At 46.3% G+C, this 18420-nt stretch carries 12 protein-coding genes and 1 pseudogene; 2 read left to right on the forward strand and 11 right to left on the reverse strand.

Features of this window, described 5'->3' with window-relative positions; genetic code table 11:
- Positions 1-2: 2 nt before the first annotated feature.
- A complete protein-coding gene (gene gltB, locus OKX56_RS06600; RefSeq protein ID WP_287895936.1) occupies positions 3-4559 on the reverse strand; it encodes a glutamate synthase large subunit in 4557 nt (1518 codons plus the stop codon).
- A 314-nt stretch (positions 4560-4873) separates the two neighbouring features.
- On the opposite strand from gltB, the gene gdhA reads away from it, so the two are divergent.
- Positions 4874-6208 (forward strand): NADP-specific glutamate dehydrogenase, encoded by a 1335-nt coding sequence (gene gdhA, locus OKX56_RS06605; RefSeq protein ID WP_025206067.1) that lies wholly within the window; start codon positions 4874-4876, stop codon positions 6206-6208.
- Between the two features lie 186 nt (positions 6209-6394).
- Here gdhA and alr read toward each other — a convergent pair whose 3' ends face one another.
- From alr to OKX56_RS06630, 5 genes are all read right to left on the reverse strand, one after another.
- Positions 6395-7513 (reverse strand): alanine racemase, encoded by a 1119-nt coding sequence (gene alr, locus OKX56_RS06610; RefSeq protein ID WP_287895938.1) that lies wholly within the window; start codon positions 7511-7513, stop codon positions 6395-6397.
- A gap of 1 nt (position 7514) precedes the next feature.
- Positions 7515-9092, reverse strand: coding sequence for an NAD(P)H-hydrate dehydratase (locus OKX56_RS06615; protein ID WP_287895940.1), 1578 nt, complete (start codon positions 9090-9092; stop codon positions 7515-7517).
- Between the two features lie 93 nt (positions 9093-9185).
- On the reverse strand, positions 9186-9542 hold the full coding sequence (locus OKX56_RS06620; protein ID WP_287895942.1) for a holo-ACP synthase: 357 nt from the start codon (positions 9540-9542) through the stop codon (positions 9186-9188).
- Between the two features lie 26 nt (positions 9543-9568).
- Complete coding sequence (locus OKX56_RS06625) at positions 9569-10921, reverse strand: sensor histidine kinase (RefSeq protein ID WP_287895944.1); 1353 nt, start codon at positions 10919-10921, stop codon at positions 9569-9571.
- A 20-nt stretch (positions 10922-10941) separates the two neighbouring features.
- Complete coding sequence (locus OKX56_RS06630) at positions 10942-11544, reverse strand: GntR family transcriptional regulator (protein ID WP_287895945.1); 603 nt, start codon at positions 11542-11544, stop codon at positions 10942-10944.
- Positions 11545-11887: 343 nt separating this feature from the next.
- Between OKX56_RS06630 and eam the strand changes: the two genes are divergently transcribed.
- A complete protein-coding gene (gene eam, locus OKX56_RS06635) occupies positions 11888-13150 on the forward strand; it encodes a glutamate 2,3-aminomutase (RefSeq protein ID WP_287895947.1) in 1263 nt (420 codons plus the stop codon).
- A 76-nt stretch (positions 13151-13226) separates the two neighbouring features.
- Here eam and mnmL read toward each other — a convergent pair whose 3' ends face one another.
- From mnmL to OKX56_RS06660, 5 genes and pseudogenes are all read right to left on the reverse strand, one after another.
- Positions 13227-14156 (reverse strand): tRNA modification radical SAM protein MnmL/YtqA, encoded by a 930-nt coding sequence (mnmL, locus tag OKX56_RS06640; RefSeq protein ID WP_287895949.1) that lies wholly within the window; start codon positions 14154-14156, stop codon positions 13227-13229.
- Positions 14157-14276: 120 nt separating this feature from the next.
- A complete protein-coding gene (locus OKX56_RS06645) occupies positions 14277-15539 on the reverse strand; it encodes an ammonium transporter (protein WP_287895950.1) in 1263 nt (420 codons plus the stop codon).
- 280 nt (positions 15540-15819) lie between these two features.
- On the reverse strand, positions 15820-16767 hold the full coding sequence (gene amrS, locus OKX56_RS06650; protein WP_287895952.1) for an AmmeMemoRadiSam system radical SAM enzyme: 948 nt from the start codon (positions 16765-16767) through the stop codon (positions 15820-15822).
- Positions 16768-16788: 21 nt separating this feature from the next.
- Positions 16789-18051, reverse strand: coding sequence for an AmmeMemoRadiSam system protein A (gene amrA, locus OKX56_RS06655; RefSeq protein WP_287895954.1), 1263 nt, complete (start codon positions 18049-18051; stop codon positions 16789-16791).
- 211 nt (positions 18052-18262) lie between these two features.
- Positions 18263-18420 (reverse strand): annotated as a pseudogene (locus OKX56_RS06660) (4Fe-4S binding protein); the annotation flags it as partial.

The raw sequence follows: 18420 nt of genomic DNA on the forward strand, positions 1-18420 counted from the left end.
GATCAGACCTTCCCTTCAAAGGCAGCCGTCAGGGCTTCTTCACCGCTTAAGCCAGCCTTGTGAGCTCTATCGATATTTTCCATCATCTTTTTATAATCTTTGGGTATGATCTTCGTAAATCTTGGCGCGTAAACCGCCCAATCATCCAGTACTTTCCGGCCGAGGGGGCTTCCCGTGTGCGCTACATGTTTACGGATCATTTCCCTGATTTCTTTCAGTTCCTTTTCCGAAGTAATTTTTTCCATAAGAATCAGGGACTTGTTGCAGTATATTTCCTCAAAATCAAGGATATAGGCAACACCGCCGGACATACCCGCAGCAAAGTTCCGTCCTGTCTTACCCAGGATCACAACTTTTCCTCCGGTCATATATTCACAGCCATGGTCGCCGACACCTTCAACAACCGCATTGACGCCGCTGTTTCGGACACAGAATCTTTCGCCGGCGATTCCGTTGATATAGGCTTCACCCGAAGTTGCGCCGTAGAAGGCGACATTGCCGATCAGGATATTTTTCGCTGGTTCAAAATCCGAAGTTTTTGGCGGATAGACCATAATTTTACCACCCGAAAGGCCTTTGCCGATATAGTCATTAGCATCACCCTCAAGTTCCAAGGACATGCCCTTGGGTGCGAATGCACCAAAGCTTTGACCGGCAGAACCTACAAAGGTCAGCTTAATGGTATCCTCAGGAAGCCCCTCTTCCCCGAAACGCTTGGTTATTTCACTGCCGACAATGGTTCCAACCACACGGTCCACATTGTTGATCTTCAGTTTGGCCCGGATTGATTTTTTGTGTTCCAGGGCCGGCTTGCACATTCTTAAAAGCTTGCGCATATCCAAGGATTCTTCCAGTCCATGGTTTTGCTGCTGTGACTTAAATCTGCCGACATCTGCACCGGCGTAGGGTTGATACAGAACCTGGGAAAGATCTACCTGGGCTGCTTTCCAATTCTTAATATTTTCTTTGTGTTTGAGCCTGTCTGTACGTCCAACCATTTCATTAATGGTCCTGAAGCCAAGTTTCGCCATGATCTCCCGCATTTCCTGTGCAATAAACAACATGAAATTCTCAACATGCTCAGGTTTGCCGGCAAAATTCTTGCGGAGTTCTTCATTCTGGGTTGCAATACCTACCGGACAGGTGTTCAGGTTGCAGACGCGCATCATCACACAGCCCATGGAAATGAGTGGGGTAGTGGCAAATCCATATTCCTCAGCGCCTAGGAGCGCAGCGATGACAACATCTCTGCCTGACAGAAGCTTACCGTCTGTTTCCAGGACGACCCTGTCCCTCAAGCGGTTAAGCACAAGGGTCTGATGGGTTTCGGCAAGACCCAATTCCCACGGCAATCCTGTATTCTTAATGCTTGTTCGCGGTGAAGCACCTGTACCGCCATCATAGCCACTGATCAGAATAACATCGGCCTTGCCCTTGGCCACACCGGCCGCAATCGTACCGACACCCACTTCAGAAACAAGCTTAACATTGATTCGAGCATCACGGTTGGCATTTTTTAGGTCATGGATCAGTTCCGCCAAATCTTCGATCGAATAGATATCATGGTGCGGCGGGGGTGAGATTAGTTCGACTCCTGGTGTCGAGTGTCTGACTTTGGCAATCGCCGGAAAAACCTTCCGGCCTGGAAGCTGCCCACCTTCTCCAGGCTTGGCTCCTTGTGCCATTTTGATCTGTATTTCTGAGGCATTTACCAAGAAGCTGCTGGTAACACCGAAGCGACCTGAAGCAACCTGCTTGATGGCACTGATCAGACTGTCGCCATTAGGCAACTTTTTGAATCTTTCAGGATCCTCGCCGCCTTCACCACTGTTACTTTTGCCGCCCAAACGGTTCATGGCAATCGCCATACATTCGTGAGCTTCCTTGCTGATTGAGCCATAGGACATCGCCCCGGTCTTAAATCTTTTGACGATGGACTCAACCGGTTCGACTTCTTCGATTGGAATCGTATCTCCGGCGCTTATTTTGAAATCCAGCAGCTGCCTAAGTGTATAGATCTCCTCGTCATTAATTTTTCTGGAGTAATCTTTAAAAAGATTGTAATTGCCTTCCCTGCAGGCGCGCTGAAGCAGGTAGATTGTTTCCGGGTTGTAGAGATGAATCTCCCCGCTATCTTTACATTGGTAGAAACCGCCGATTTCCAGTGTATCTGTGTAAAGTGCATTCTCATCAAAAGCGCTTTCATGCCGCATTTGATTTTCCATTGTAATTTCTTCAAGACCGATTCCTTCCAAGCGGGATGGCGTCTGAGTAAAGTAGCGGTCAATCAGATCTCTTTTCAGGCCGACAGCTTCAAATATCTGGGCACCATGGTAGCTGCGCATCGTCGAAATACCCATTTTCGTAAGCACCTTTAAGATGCCTTTGATCGAGGCTTTAATATAGTTCTTTTTGGCCTCCTGATAACTTAGGCCATTCGTCATTCCTTTGGCCGCCAGGTCTCTGATCGTTGCGTAAGCAATATAGGGGTTGATCGCGGTAACACCGTACCCGATCAAGGCACAAAAATGGTGTACCTCCCTGGCTTCTCCGGTCTCCAGAACAATACCCACACTCGTCCGGATTTCACGGCGTATCAAATGGTGATGCAACCCCGAAGATGCCAGAAGAGCGGGGATAGCAGCAAATTCTTTATTAACGCCCCTATCCGAAAGAACAAGAATATTTGCGCCATCAGCAATTGCTTTATCTGCTTCCCGGGATATTTTTTCTAAAGCTCTTTCCATTGCTCTAAGGCCGCCAGTTACCTTGTAAAGAATGGAAATCCTGGCTGTCTTGAACTTCCCGTTATTTAATTTCATAATGGTATCCAACTGAGTATTGGTGAGGATAGGTGACTCCAGATATACTGCGGAACTATGCGTCCGGTCAGGATCCAAAAGGTTTCCCGCATTCCCTAGGAGCATTGTGCTGGAGGTAATGATTTCCTCACGGATGCCATCAATCGGGGGATTCGTCACTTGGGCAAAAAGCTGCTTGAAATAATGGTACAGCATTTGAGGTTTGTCTGAAAGTACTGCCAGCGGTGAATCCATGCCCATCGATCCGACAGGGTCAAGGCCATCAATCGCCATCGGCAGAATCATTTTATGGATATCCTCATGAGTATAGCCAAATGCTTTCTGCTGGGAGATGATATCTTCCAGCATCGGTGCTTCCAATTCGTCGTCAACAGGGAGATCACTTAAATAGACAATATGCTTCTTATTCCACTCTTCATACGGATGCATCAGGGAAACACTCTTTTTGATTTCCTCATCAGAAATGATCCTTTGTGCTTCCGTATCGATCAGGAGCATTTTACCCGGTTCTAAACGGCCTTTATACTTGACATTTTCAGGTTTGATGTCGAGAACCCCCACCTCTGAGGCGAGGATGACTTTATCATCTTTGGTGACATAATAACGTGATGGTCTGAGTCCGTTCCTGTCCAGTACGCCACCGATAACTGTTCCGTCCGTAAAGCCCATGGCAGCCGGTCCGTCCCAGGGCTCCATGATAAAATTATTAAACTCATAAAAGTCCTTTTTTTCTTTGGACATCAGATCATTCTTTTCCCATGGCTCAGGAATCATCATCATGACAGCATGGGGAAGTGATCTGCCGGTAAGATGGATAAACTCAAGACTGTTGTCAAACATAGCTGAATCGCTGCCTGACTCGTCAACAATCGGATATACCTTGGAAATATCATCAAACAACGGTGAATCAATGCATTTTTGCCTGGCCTTCATCCAGTTCACGTTTCCTCTGATGGTATTGATTTCCCCATTATGGACAATATATCGGTTCGGGTGCGCCCGCTCCCAACTCGGAAAGGTATTGGTGCTGAACCTGGAATGAACCATGGCCAGTGCTGAAACAAAATCCAGATCGGAAAGATCCAGATAAAAGTTTCTGAGCTGTTCGGCTGTAAGCATACCTTTATAGACAATGGTTTTGCTGGAAAGGCTGGCAACATAGAAGGAGCCTCCCTTGTCTTCACACATTGGGATGATCAGTTTTTCTGCTCTTTTTCGAATGACATAGAGCTTTCTTTCAAAATCCATATCATCGGTCAGATCAGAGCTTCTTCCGATAAAAACCTGTATAAACCGGGGCATAACAGCTTTGGCACTATGGCCGACCGTCGATTTGTCGATCGGGACTTCCCGCCACCCAAGAATCTTCTGTCCTTCCTCACGAACAATCTTTTCAAAAGAGTCCATCTGGGTAATCCGAAAATCTTCATATTTGTGCGCAAAAATCATTCCTACACCATATTTGCCCTTTTCCGGCAAATTAAAGCCGAGAACATCACATTCCCGTTTAAAGAAGTCATGGGGTATTTGCACCAGAATACCAGCGCCGTCACCCGTATTCTCATCCGCACCACTGGCACCTCTGTGGTTTAAGTTTTCCAGAACGGTTAAAGCTTCCTCGACAATGTCGTGCGATTTTTCACCTTTGATATTCACGACAAATCCCATACCGCAGGCATCATGCTCAAAGGCCGGATCGTAAAGACCCTGTTTTTTTGGCAATTGATTGTATTTCATATTACACACCCTTTGTTGGAGTTTTCATCTATAGTTTCTTTACGATTTTACCAAAAATCCATCAACAACATAACTGTTTTAACTAAAAAATATTGTATTCATTTTAACTTTCTTTGTATTTTTTAGTTTTCTGTATAATTTTAATGCCAATGTTTAAATATTTAAATTTAATATTATAAATTCATTATTTTGCATCACTAATATCTTATAATGAATACAGTATATTGTTTGTTTTGTTATGTTCAAACGCAAATTAATATTGTAGAATACGGTTATTGATAAAAAAACATTATTTTTTCTGGAGGGTAAAAAATATGTCTTATGTCCAACAAGTCATGGAACAGGCTATCAAAAGAAGTCCGAACGAGCCCGAGTTCCACCAGGCACTCAAGGAAGTGCTGGAATCTTTGGAACCGGTAATTGCCAAACATCCCGAATATGAAAAAGCCGGTATCCTCGAGCGGCTCGTCGAGCCCGAACGCGTGATCATGTTTAGAGTTCCCTGGGTCGATGACAAAGGAAATGTTCAGGTTAACCGTGGTTTCCGTGTTCAATTCAACAGCGCTATCGGTCCTTACAAAGGCGGCCTGCGTTTACACCCGTCTGTTAACCTTGGCATCATCAAATTTCTAGGTTTTGAGCAGATCTTCAAAAACTCCCTGACCGGACTTCCGATCGGCGGCGGCAAGGGCGGCAGCGACTTCGATCCCAAAGGCAAATCCGATAACGAAATCATGAAATTCTGCCAGAGCTTCATGACCGAACTTTGCAAACATATTGGTGCAGACACTGATGTTCCTGCCGGTGATATCGGTGTTGGCGGCAGAGAAATCGGTTACATGTTCGGCCAGTATAAGAGAGTCAGAAATCTCTTTGAAGGCGTACTTACTGGAAAAGGCCTGACTTATGGCGGAAGCTTAGTTCGTACCGAAGCAACCGGCTATGGTCTGGTTTATCTGATGGACGAAGCAATTAAAGACATCGGCAAATCCTTTAAAGGGGCTACCGTTGTTATCTCCGGTTCAGGCAACGTTTCGATTTATGCAGCCGAAAAAGCCATGCAGCTGGGTGCCAATGTTGTTGCCCTGAGCGATTCCAACGGCTACATCTACGACAAAAACGGTATTGACCTAAAGACCGTTAAGCAGCTCAAAGAGATTGAAAGAAGAAGAATCAAAGATTATCTGGAATTCCACCCGAAAGCCGAATACAAAGAAGGCTTCGAAGGCATCTGGACCATTCCTTGCGATATCGCTCTTCCCTGCGCTACGCAGAACGAATTGAACGAAGAATCCGCCAAGGCTCTGGTTGCCAATAAATGCTTTGCTGTCGGTGAAGGTGCGAATATGCCTTCTACTCCAGAAGCAGTCAAAGTATTCCATGCCAATAAAATCATCTTTGCTCCTGGTAAAGCTGCCAATGCCGGCGGTGTTGCAACCTCCGCTCTGGAAATGTCCCAGAATAGCATGCGTTACTCCTGGACTTTCGAAGAAGTTGACGCCAAACTTAAAGACATCATGGTCAACATCTATCGCAATGCCAGCTCAGCTGCCAAAGAATACGGCTGTGAAGGCAACCTGGTCGTCGGTGCTAACATTGCAGGCTTCCTGAAAGTTGCTAACACCATGCTGGCTCACGGCGTAATCTAAGCCGGAGCTGCCTAATCCGATTCGTGATTCCATTGATACTCACGATATAGTCTTAATACCACTAAAATTAAAAAGACCTCTTGGAGACTGAGTATGTTCAAAACAGCTCACATCCAAAAGGTCTTTTTTATTAATGTTTTCTATCTCCCAGAATAAGTGCGCAGCACGGCTTTTTGCCCCCAAATACTATTTGCTCTCAACCATCACTCTTGGCACTCTCTTGGAAATACCGCACAGGATCTCATAGCTAATCGTTCCGCATCGTTCAGCAATCTGATCCGCGGAAATAAACAGGTCACCGTTTCTGCCGAGCAGAACGGCTTCATCCCCTTCTTGGATTCCTTCAATTTCTGTTACATCGACCATGGTCTGATCCATGCATATTTTACCGATAATCCTGGCTTCCCTTCCCTTCAGCAAGACCTCACCGCCGTTGGACAGAGAACGGCGCAGACCATCGCCGTAACCGATCGGCAGCGTTGCGACTTTTGTGGGCCTGTCGGCCATAAACGTCCTTCCATAGCCAACACTCTCGCCCTTTTCGATGGTCTTCAGCTGGGAAATGCGGGTCTTTAAAGACATGACCTGTTCAAATCCAGCTTCCTGTCCGGCGTGATCCATCGGTAAAAGTCCGTACAAAATGATTCCTGGACGGCAAAGTTCGTAATGACTTTCGGGAATTTGCATGATTGCAGCAGAATTCGCGGCATGACGGACCGGAATTTTTATTCCAGCCGCGCACAGCTTTTCATATAAGTCATTAAAGATCTTCAGCTGCTGCTTCGCATAAGACAAATCAGTGCTGTCGGCCGTGGCCAGATGGGTATAAATCCCCTCCAGATAAAGGCCTGGAAGCTTTGCGATTTTCCGAATATCTTCGAGTGCATTTTCGCGGAACCCTGTCCTACCCATTCCCGTATCCACTTTGATATGGAGTCTCGCTGTTTTATTCAGCTTCAACGCTGCCGCTGAAAGCGCTTCAGCCTGTTCGATCTGAAATATTTCGGGAATGATCTCTTCTCTGACCAGTATTTCTGAATACTTCGACAATGTAGGTCCAATAACCATAAGGGCAATATCCGGGAATTCCCTTCTGAGCTCCAAAGCTTCTTCCAGGATAGCAACCCCGAATCTGGTAATCCCTTCTTCCTTAAGAGTCCGAACAACCTCCACTGCACCGTGTCCGTAGGCATCTGCCTTGACTATGGGCATTATTTCACTGCCGGCGTACTGCTGTATCCTTTTTAAATTGCGTCTTAAAGCCCCCAAATCAACTTCTGCCCAAACCGGACGAAAAATATTCATTCTAAAAATCTCCTAACTGCTCTATCTCTTTTCTGACCCTTGGGAGGCAATCAGCTACCTCCGAAGCTGTGAAACCTGATAAACCAAACTGATCTTTTAAAACATCTCCGGCCTTGCCGTGAAGATAAACCCCCATGCAAGCCGCCCCTAACGGAGGGACACCCTGGGCAATCCAGGACATAATACTTCCGGTCAACACATCCCCTGTGCCGCCTGTGCCAAGTCCTGCATTACCCGTCGGATTCAAAAAAACTCTGCCGTCCGGCGAAGCAACGACCGAACCTGCGCCTTTCAGGACAACAATGGTACCCCATTCCAGGGCTTTGGCCAGCGCTATCTTTAAGCGGTTTTCCTGAACCTCGTCAATTGAACAGCCGCATATGCGAGCCATTTCCCCAGGATGAGGCGTCAGAATAAGATTGCCTCTGCCTTTCCTTAAGCTGAGTACATCCGGTTCGCGGGAAATCAGATTCAACGCGTCTGCATCCAGAACTACCGGTACATCGGTCTCTATCAGTATATTTTTTATGACATTAAGAAATGACTCCGTCTGCCTGAGTCCGGGACCTACTGCACAAGCGTCAGCTCCTTGTAACCGCTCCTGAATGACCGGCCAGGCATTGACGCTTAACATTTCATAATCCTTTGCTGGCCAGACCGTAGCTTCAATGACTCCCAAATCGACCGTCTCAGCAACCGCTTCAGGGGTAACGATCTGAAGAAGCCCTGCCCCGCAGCGCAGAGCCGACTTTCCTGCCAGGATGACAGCCCCGCTCATTCCAAGCGATCCCCCAATCAGGACCGCCCGGCCATGCGTACCTTTATGGCCCAGTGTGTGCCTTGCTGGAATCAAAGGCCGGATGACTTCATCCGTCAATAGATAGGCAAAGATCTTTTCTTCGCCTATCACTTTTTCGGGAATTGAAATTTGGTCAATGACCAGCCTTCCTGTATAGATTAATCCTTCTCCGAGAAAATGTCCAAGCTTTGGCAAGCCAAAGGTAACTGTCACATCTCCCTGGACTGCAATCCTATGTACTTTCCCCGTATCTGCTTCCAGACCGCTGGGAATATCGACACAAACCACCGGCAGATCGGCTTTGTTTAAGTCTTCAATGAAACCTGCCAGGGATTCCGGAATTTCTCCTTTAAAGCCTATTCCATACAACGCATCAACAGCAACCTGAGACTGCATCAGGGCAAGCTTGAATAGACGAAGCTGTTTTTCGTCTTCGACAGGAATGATCTTTTCTCCCATTTTCTGAAACAATTCATAATTCAGCTTGGCATCCCCTTGAAGCTCAGCAGGATTTGCGAAAAGAAAAACAGTCACTTCCATCCCTAATACACAGAGATGCCTGGCCACTGCCAGACCGTCACCGCCATTATTGCCTTTTCCAGCAAGAATAACTGCTCTCAAACCGCGAAGCGACTTTTTTTCATCCTTCAGCAGAATAATCTTTATTTCCCTTACTACTGCCAACGCTGCATTCTCCATAAGAATTGACCCGGGGATTCCAAAATGATTGATTGCGTTGGAATCAATGCTGCGCATTTGTCCGGCACTTACAATACGCATTTTTTCTATCCTCCTCGGAAAAACTTTTCCTACTTATTTTATAATGAACACTGCCAAGTACCATGTCAACCCTAAAATGCCCGTCCGTTGCATCTATTCCAGAATAACAGATGCTATGGCCGTATCTTTACTGTGAGAGAGGCTTATTCGGACTCTCTCTGCTCCTCTCGACCGCGCTGCAGCCTGTGCCCTTTCACTCAAATATACGATTGGTTCTCCCGCTTCATTCCGCAGGATCTCAATATCATGCCAGCTTAGACCGCTGAGTCCCGTCCCCAGTGCTTTAAGTACCGCTTCTTTGCCTGCAAACCTGGCAGCCAGAGAAGATATATGTTTTTTTGATAGTTCAGCCAGCTCCCTGTCGGTAAACAGTCTGACAACCAGTTTTGAATGTCTCCGGCAGGCCTTTTCAAATCTAGCTATTTCAACAATATCTATACCTGGATACAAATGAAGTTCCCCGTTTCTTCGTAAAATCAAATACCATTTCTGGCCCTGGTACTAGACATAGGGTCCTGAATCCAGGGTTCGGCAGAAGTCTGCTGCGGACTGGTCTGTTTGTATGGAAGCCTCATTTTTACAGTCGTCCCTTCACCTATTTTGCTTTCAATGTTTAATCCATATTCTGAACCATATAAGCCCTTCAGGCGGGCATGGACATTGGCGAGCCCTACACCGTTGCCTGAGCCTACACCGGGCAGCAGGACATCTTTCAGCCGATCCTCTTCAATCCCCATTCCGTTATCAATGACTTCTACAAAAAGTTCGCTTTTACCATCTTCCAGCCCGAGTTCCCTGACGCGGATCGTTACAACACCATTCAGCATGATCATGGGGGTAATCCCATGTTTGACCGCATTTTCAACTAGAGGCTGAATACTCAGTCTTGGCACCTCGGCATCCATCAGTTCCTTGGGAATTTCCAGCTTAATTTTCAGCTTTTTTCCAAAGCGAGCTTTTTCCAGCACAAAATAATTATTAACAAATTCCATCTCTTCCCGAAGAGAAATGAGTGCGCCTTTAGATTTTAAAGACTTACGGAAAAATTCGGCCAGATGGATCAAGAGTCTTCTGGCCCGGTTGGGGTTGGTTCGGCTGGTGGCAATAATCGTATTCAGAACATTAAAAAAGAAATGCGGATTGATCTGAGCCTGAAGAGCATCGAGTCTGGCTTCCATCGTCAGATTGGTCTGATGGTCCAGTTCAGCTACTTCCACCTGAAGGCTTAAAATCTGGCCCATGCCAAGCGCAAGCCTGATCAGGTCAGGAGAAATCTTTCCGCCCTTCGTTTCATAGAGCTTAAATGTTCCGACAACGTTTCCTTTGCAGGAAAGTGGAACAATGACTGCCGCAGCCAAAGGACAGTCACACGTGTCCGACATCGGACAGTTTAACTCTTCCTGCGTCTGAACAACTTTATATCTTGCAGTCTGTATGACTTCTCTGGTCGCTGCCGTCAGGATCTTATCACCGGGATGGTGCCTGTCGCAGCCTGCCCCAAGATAGGCGAGCTGTTTCTCACAATCGGTGATCGAGACTGCGGCCACCTGAGCAATCCCGTGAATGATTTTGGCAATGGCTTCGGCGTTTTGTTTATTCAGACCGCCGCGCAGGTAAGGAAGTGTTTCGTTAGCGATCTTTACACTCAGGTCTGCCCTGCTTAACGTATGCAGCGGTACAGCCCTTTTCTCTAAATTTTTCATATACCAGGAGAAATATCCGGCATCAAATACCATAAAAGCGGCCAATAAAAAAGCATTCTGCAAATAAAGACCCAGAGCGATTTCAAGGGCTATGACCAGAACAAGGATTACATTCTTATTTTTCATCGTCACACCTCCCTAAGAAATTATTTCAATAAGCTCCGGACTTTTTTATTGCCATTCTCCGAGCTGACTACGAGAAGAATATCTCCTTCTTCGAGCAGGAAGTCGGCTTCAGGAGAAAAATTCTCATTGCCGTTTCTGACAACCCCTACGACTGTTGCTCCAGTTTTTTCTCTGACTTTAAGTTCTCTCAGGGAACAGCCAATTGCGGATGATTCCGGCTGGATTTTGAGTTCTTCAACGTCATTCCAGCGAGAGATATATCGGTCGGCATAGGTTGAAACTTTCTGAAGCAGCCCATCAATTTGCCCGTCAATTTCTTTTCTCTGCTCCATCAGGCTTTTCAACTCGTCAATAAAGGCTTGAACCTCATTTTTTTGATCAAAAGACTTTAAAAATTTTTCGGCTTCTATCCTGGAGTTCACAATGATGCCAATACCCGGTTTTACTCTGACGACTCCTTCATTTTGCAGAATAGCAATTGCTCGACGGATCGTCTCTGGAGAAACATTGAATCTTCCTGCCAGGGTCGACCTTCCGTGGATTTTATCCCCTTCACGGAACTCGCCGAGAACGACGGCATGCGCGATCTCATTCGCAATTTCCTGATATTTGGCCTGCTCCAAGATATGATCCCTTTCTTTCTTTGCTGATTTCAGATATCTAGTACCATGTCAATCAATCCGTATCTTCTCATGCACGTATCAAATTTTTGCCTTTTACGTAATTCTACCCTAGGGAGTTGGGGAAGACAATCTTTTCTATAAAAAAAGACCATTTCCAGGCAATATTGGAACAGCGCCATACCCTCAAATTTTTTCATTATTTGACGTGATCGGACATTTTAACCCTCTTGACTGCCGACAACTTACAATGCTATGATTGGTTGGCAGTATAATTTTTTAGCGTCGCTATTTTGTATGATATGGAGATTTTTTCTGAATTAGCATTTGAAAGGGAGGGCTAAATATGGCAATCGAGCTATATAGACCGCATCGTGATTATCACTATTTTTCTATTAAACGTGCCGAAGAATTAAAGCAGCGGATCGAACCCTATCTGCAAAAAGCTAATCAGATACCTGCCGGACTGAATCTGACAGATTTATATTCTGCCCGGAAGGAAAGGATCCTCCAATACTTCGGGGCAACCCAGGAAATTTGGGATGACTGGCGTTGGCAAATGAGCCACAGGATCACGGATGTCAACACGCTGGATTCTCTTTTTCCGTTAACTGATGCTCAAAAAAATGAGATCTCAACAGTCGGCCGGATATACCGCTGGGCTGTATCACCGTATTACCTCAGTTTAATGGATTTTAGCAACCCTGAAGACCCCATCCTTCTGCAGGGAATACCCAAAATAGAAGAGCTGTTTGATAAAAGCGGAGAAGAAGATCCAATGGGAGAAGCCTTAACCTCTCCCGCTCCTTGTATCACCAGACGCTATCCGGACCGCTTGATCATTAATGTTACCAACATGTGCGGCATGTACTGCCGTCACTGCCAACGCCGGCGCAATATCGGCGAAACAGACGGGCACAAGGAAAAAGAAGACCTGAAAGCCGCGCTGGATTATATCCGTGAGAACCCAGAAATCCGGGATGTGCTAATCACAGGCGGGGATGCGTTTCTTTTAAGTGACCAGACCATCGAATGGCTGCTTGCTGAACTTCATAGTATTCCGCATGTTGAAATCAAACGCCTTGGAACCAGGGTCCCTGTAACCCTGCCAATGCGGATTACCGATGAACTTTTAGCCATACTTGCCAAATATCCGCCAATCTATATCAATACCCAATTTAATCATCCGAAAGAAGTAACTCTGGAAGCCAAAAAGGCTGCAGATAGGCTTGTTTCAGCCGGTGTTGTGCTTGGGAACCAGGCCGTACTGCTCAAAGGCATCAATACAGACCCCGATGTCATGAAGAAAATGAATCAGGAATTACTGAAAATCCGTGTCCGTCCCTACTATATCTTTCACGCCAAAAACGTCAAAGGCACCCGGCATTTTATTCCGTCCATTCAGGAAGGTCTAGCCGTGATGGAAGCGCTCAGAGGCTTCACCTCCGGTCTGGCCGTTCCAACCTATATTATCAATGCACCAAAAGGAGGCGGCAAAACCCCGCTTCTCCCCCAATATCTTCTTTCCCTCGATGAACATCAGGCTGTTTTGAAGACGTGGGAAGGGAAAATTGTTTATTATGAGAATCATTGCGCTGATGAAGGCTAAGTCTGATTGCATGCCTTAGTCATATAGAAGTCAGTGAGATCACTCTCTCTAACCAAAATCCCGCCAACCATATTTCTCAGGTTAGCGGGATTTTGGCGTCATAATGAATTCCTTGAAAGCTTCCTCTTCGTTCCATCTCTTGGTCGATACCGTTTAAGACCTCCCATTTACGTCGGGTCCACATTGGGGCAATGACATCTTTGAGAGGTCCGTCACCCATGAGTCTGTGGATAATCATATCGGGAGGAAGAATCTCCAGGATATCGGCTACGAGATCTATATATTGTTCCATGGAAAGCAGCTGAAGACCACCCTGGCTGTAGAGATCCGCAAGCGGAGTCCCTCTTAAAATATGAAGCGAATGAATCTTTATACCCTGTATCGGGAATTGACTGATCACCTGTGCTGTCCTGAACATTTCCTCCCGGGTTTCACAGGGAAGCCCCATGATGATATGGGTACAGACCCGGATATTCCTTTGTCTGAGCTTATTTACACCCTCCAGAAAACAGTTGAAATCATGTCCCCTGTTCAGCCAGTCCAGTGTTTTGTTATGAACAGACTGCAAACCCAGTTCTACCCATAGATAGGTCTGTTTATTCAGGTCTTCCAGAACATCAAGGATTGCTTCGTTCAGACAGTCCGGTCTGGTTGAAACGGATAAACCGACGACATCTTCCAGCGCCAACGCTTCCCGGTATAAATTTTCCAGATAATCTTCAGGACCATACGTCGCAGAAAACGATTGAAAATAAGCAATGTATTTCGCTTTTGGCCATTTTTTCAGAGTCCTTTCCCGAACCTGGTTAAACTGTTCGCGAATGGACAGACCTCTTTGCCCTGCAAAATCGCCGGAGCCTTTTTCACTGCAGAATATACAGCCTCCGTCACTTACCGTCCCATCCCGGTTCGGGCAGCTGAGACCTGCATCCAAGGATACTTTAATAACTTTTTCGCCAAAAAATTTGCGGAAATGTTCATTTAATGTGCAATAGCGTTTGTTCATATTCAACCCCGGTTTCAACTTACAATATCGTATATCCGGTCTCATTATCTTCATAAGCTTACATCTGCATATCATAATATCATACTTTAGGTCTGCATTTATAACGCAATCTTGTTGCTTCTATAAATTATAGATCGAATTTGCTGTTAATCCTTCAAAATCGGGATAAGCACTTTCTCCGTGTTGGGTCGTATCAAGACCGCTGACCTGTTCGGCGTCTGTAGCTGTGAGCGGAGTGATAGCTCCGATGACTTTCAGCAGGATAAACGTTACCAGACCTGCGTATATATACGTTGCCAGTACTGCGATGAGCTGTATGCCGACTTGATGGAACTCACCCGTGTAGAATAGGCCGTCTTTACCGAGAGGGTTAACTGCGGTTGTGCAGAAGATGCCTGTCGCCAGAGCTCCCCAGGTTCCGCCGATTCCGTGGATGCCAAAGGCATCCAGCGCGTCGTCATAACCAAGCTTATCTTTAAGGATTGCAACTGCAAAGTAGCATAATCCGCCGGCTACAAGCCCAATTACCATCGCGGAGGCATTTGTTACATAGGCACAAGCAGGTGTAATGGCTACCAGTCCGGCAACTGCTCCGGAAATTGCCCCCAGGACAGTAGGCTTTCCACGGTGCAGTTTTTCTGCAACGACCCAGCCCAAAAGCCCTAAGGCAGCTGCAATAAATGTGGTTACAAAAGCGATTACTGCAATTCCGTCAGCCGCCAGTTCACTGCCTGCATTAAAGCCAAACCAGCCAAACCATAGCAGGGCGCCGCCCAGAATCACGTAAGGAATATTATGCGGAATGGTCGGATCTGTGGACTTATTGATGCGTTTTCCGATCACAAGTGCTGCGATGAGACCGGAGAAGCCTGAACTGATATGAACAACAGTACCGCCGGCGAAATCAAGTGCACCTAAATTTCCAAGCCAGCCGCCGCCCCATACCCAGTGCGCGATTGGAACGTACACCAGTAAACTCCAGAAACTCATCAGTAAAACAAATGCGGGGAAACGCAAGCGTTCGGCAGTCGCACCGGTCATCAAAGCCGGTGTCAGAATTGCAAACATCATCTGGAAAACCATGAAAAGCAGATGTGGAATTGTAGCACCTTCAATTCTTGGCTCCAGCCCTACACCCTTCAGCATCAGATGGTCGAGGCCGCCGATGACTGAACCGATATCCGGTCCAAAAGCAAGCGAATAACCTAAAACTACCCAGATAACTGTTACAACACCCATCGTGATAATACTTTGCATCATCATGGATAAAACATGACGTTTTTTAACCAGTCCTCCGTAAAAAAAGGCCAGACCGGGTGTCATTAACATAACAAGTGCGGTGGAAATAATCATAAAACCAATATCCCCAGTTGTGTAATTCATTTTCTTCTCCTCCTTAGTTTCTTGATGTTTCTTAGGTTTTATAGATAGTCTGATACAAGTCTTTAACCTACGCGCGATGACTAATAAAAAAGCCTCAAAAAAGTATTGCACTTTTTTGAGGCCCCGTTGCCTGATTGACTTGCATATAACAAACGATCTATCTGTACTATATTACCCGGTAAACCATCTGTAAAGAGGTTTTTCGTTTAAATAATGTATACATTCCTGTATACATTCTTCAATATTACGCATACCTGGTTAACCCTAAACCTGTCATTGGTCATAAGAGTCCAACTCCCCAGATATCCCGGCCGCAGTGCCCGCATTTTCCTTCCGTGGTTTTCATGGTCACCCGAAGGTCTCTGGTGATGACTTCCTGACCGCATTGCGGACAATAAGTTGTGTTGCCTCCTGCCATATTACCAAGGTACACATACGGCAGGCAATCTTTGGCCAACTCCCATAGCTTCTTCAGCTTCTTTTCATCAGTTGCCGGTATTTTGCTTTTATGCATAGGATGATATTTGCTCAAATGCCACGCCAGCGGAGCATTCAAGCCGGACAGCCATTTGGCCAGCGCCTCAATTTCCTGCGGATTGTCATTCAAGCTGGGGATAATAAGCGTTGTGATCTCGGTATGAACATTTGATACCAGCGTTTCAACTGTTTTTAGCACCCACTCCAGTTTCCCGCCGGTGTATTTCTCGTAGAATTCAGGGGTAAACCCTTTGATATCAATATTGACCGCATCAATGTAAGGGATTAGATATTCGAGATATTTCTGTTCGATAATCCCATTGGATACCAGGACGACCTTTCCTCCCCGTTCTTTGACCAGCGGAGCTGTCTCCATGATCATTTCGTACCAGACCAGAGGCTCCGTATACGTAAAGCAAATCCCGACGGACTGGTCTTCCCGGGCCATTTCTGTCAGCCGCTTCGGGGAAATCCGGCGTCCCTGCTCATATTTCTGGGAGATCTCATGGTTCTGGCAGAAGAAGCAGTGCAGGTTGCAGCCATAGCCGCCGACCGAGAATATCCGGCTTCCCGGATAGAAATGATAAAGTGGTTTCTTCTCCACAGGATCAAGATGAAACGCAGCGACTTCAGCGAAAGTCAGCGGTATGATTTCACCGTTCCGACACCCTCTGACTTTACAGAATCCTGACTGGCCTTCTTTGAGTTTGCAGTGATGCGGACATAGGGGACATTCAGAAAATCCTGCCATATGCTTCATCCCTCTTTCCTGTTATTCAAAAAAACGTTCGACTTCAAAACGCCAGAGCTCGACTTCCTCCCCCGAATCAATACCAGCTTTCTGTTTGGCTATTCCGACCTGTTCCTCAACCGTATCAATCCCTTCGAGATGCGGCAGCAACAGCCCGACCTTTCCACCCCGGCGTACGACTACCCCGTAACGCTGAGGGTCCAGTTCTTCAGGCCCAGTAATTTTCTCCGTGTCTCCAAGAACATCGACAGATACAGATATTAAGGGCAGTTCTTCCGGTTGGACCGGCCAAAAGCGTGGATCTTGGGTACCTGCTGCTATGGCGTTATGTCTAATCTCTGAAGCCAGGTCTTCTCTTACCGGTTGGATCGTGCCAATGCAGCCCCGCAAAGTCCCATCCTTTTTAAGGGAAACAAAGCAGCCTTTCTTTTCTTTCAGTAGAGGGTCTCCAGGAATATTTAACCTGTCAAAAGGCTGGGATGTAAGATAGTAAGTCAGGCATTCCCTGGCATATCCAGCAATCGGTGAAGAACGAAAGATCTCAGCAATGAGGTAACCTACACCAAATGGTCCTTCATAGGAGAGAACCTTAATTGCGCCTTCTCTCGCCCCGAGTGCAAACAACAGGGAATGATAGCCGCACTGACCTGCTTCATCCAAAAGACTAGCGGGAATCCCCCTGAGCAGTGTTGTATCTCTTTTCAATCCTTTGACTATAAGCTGGTCCAGTTTGGGGCCTGAAGGGTGGAATCCATAAGGTCCGTCTTCTTTGAGCCGGTGGGAAAGGTCACCGCTTGCAAGCAAGGCGCAGCGTTCAGCTGCATCATTTAAAATTTGGCCGACTTTTTTTCCGTAATGTTCCGGACGGCTCATCGGCATGCTTAAGACAACAATCTTCCCGGACCATCCGGCTTGATGGAGGAAGTAAAGTGGAATGAGTGAACCATGATCAAGCTCTGCCCGGACAGGAAAAGCATCAGGAATCTTTTCCCTGATGGTCTCCGCGAGTTGCTGATCTGTTTCAAAGCTTAAGCTAACCTGTCCTGCCCCAAAACGGCTGAAACTCCCGGAGAGAGTGTCACCGTCTAAGATTACCAAACCCTGCTCGGCCAGCTGCGCATGAGGAGATACAATCAGAACCGTCTGCGTATTCATCCTGATGACTTGCTGAACGAGCGTCCTATAAGCCTCTGCTGTTTGCTGACAACCTTTTTCTTCACCATGCCCGACCTCAGGCACGAGAATCGGAGGATGAGGAACAAACCCTACATAGACAAGACTCATAGCAATACCCCCTTAGTTTCCGGTATATTGAGAATTAAAAATTCATTTTATCCTATGATTAATTTTTTATATATTTTCTTTTTATATGCACATTTATCCTGCCAGTGCATCTGTTTGGATTAGATTAATTTGACCTTTTCTCGATAAAACAGACACTCTAGAGTTAGTTTTTCTAATGAATTCTTAGAATTCCTCAATATTTCAATTTGGTAGCAGCCTTGTTAAGAATCTCCTGTACTGCCCCAAAAGGACAAATCCAAGCGCAATACAGATTTTTTCCCAAAAGGATAATAAATCCGAGAGACCCGGCCATAAGCACATACCATTTCAGGTTAGTTATCCTGGGAATCTGCAACGTAATTGCTGAAA

The organism is Dehalobacter sp. (genome assembly GCF_030063005.1).
GTDB lineage: Bacteria > Bacillota > Desulfitobacteriia > Desulfitobacteriales > Syntrophobotulaceae > Dehalobacter > Dehalobacter restrictus.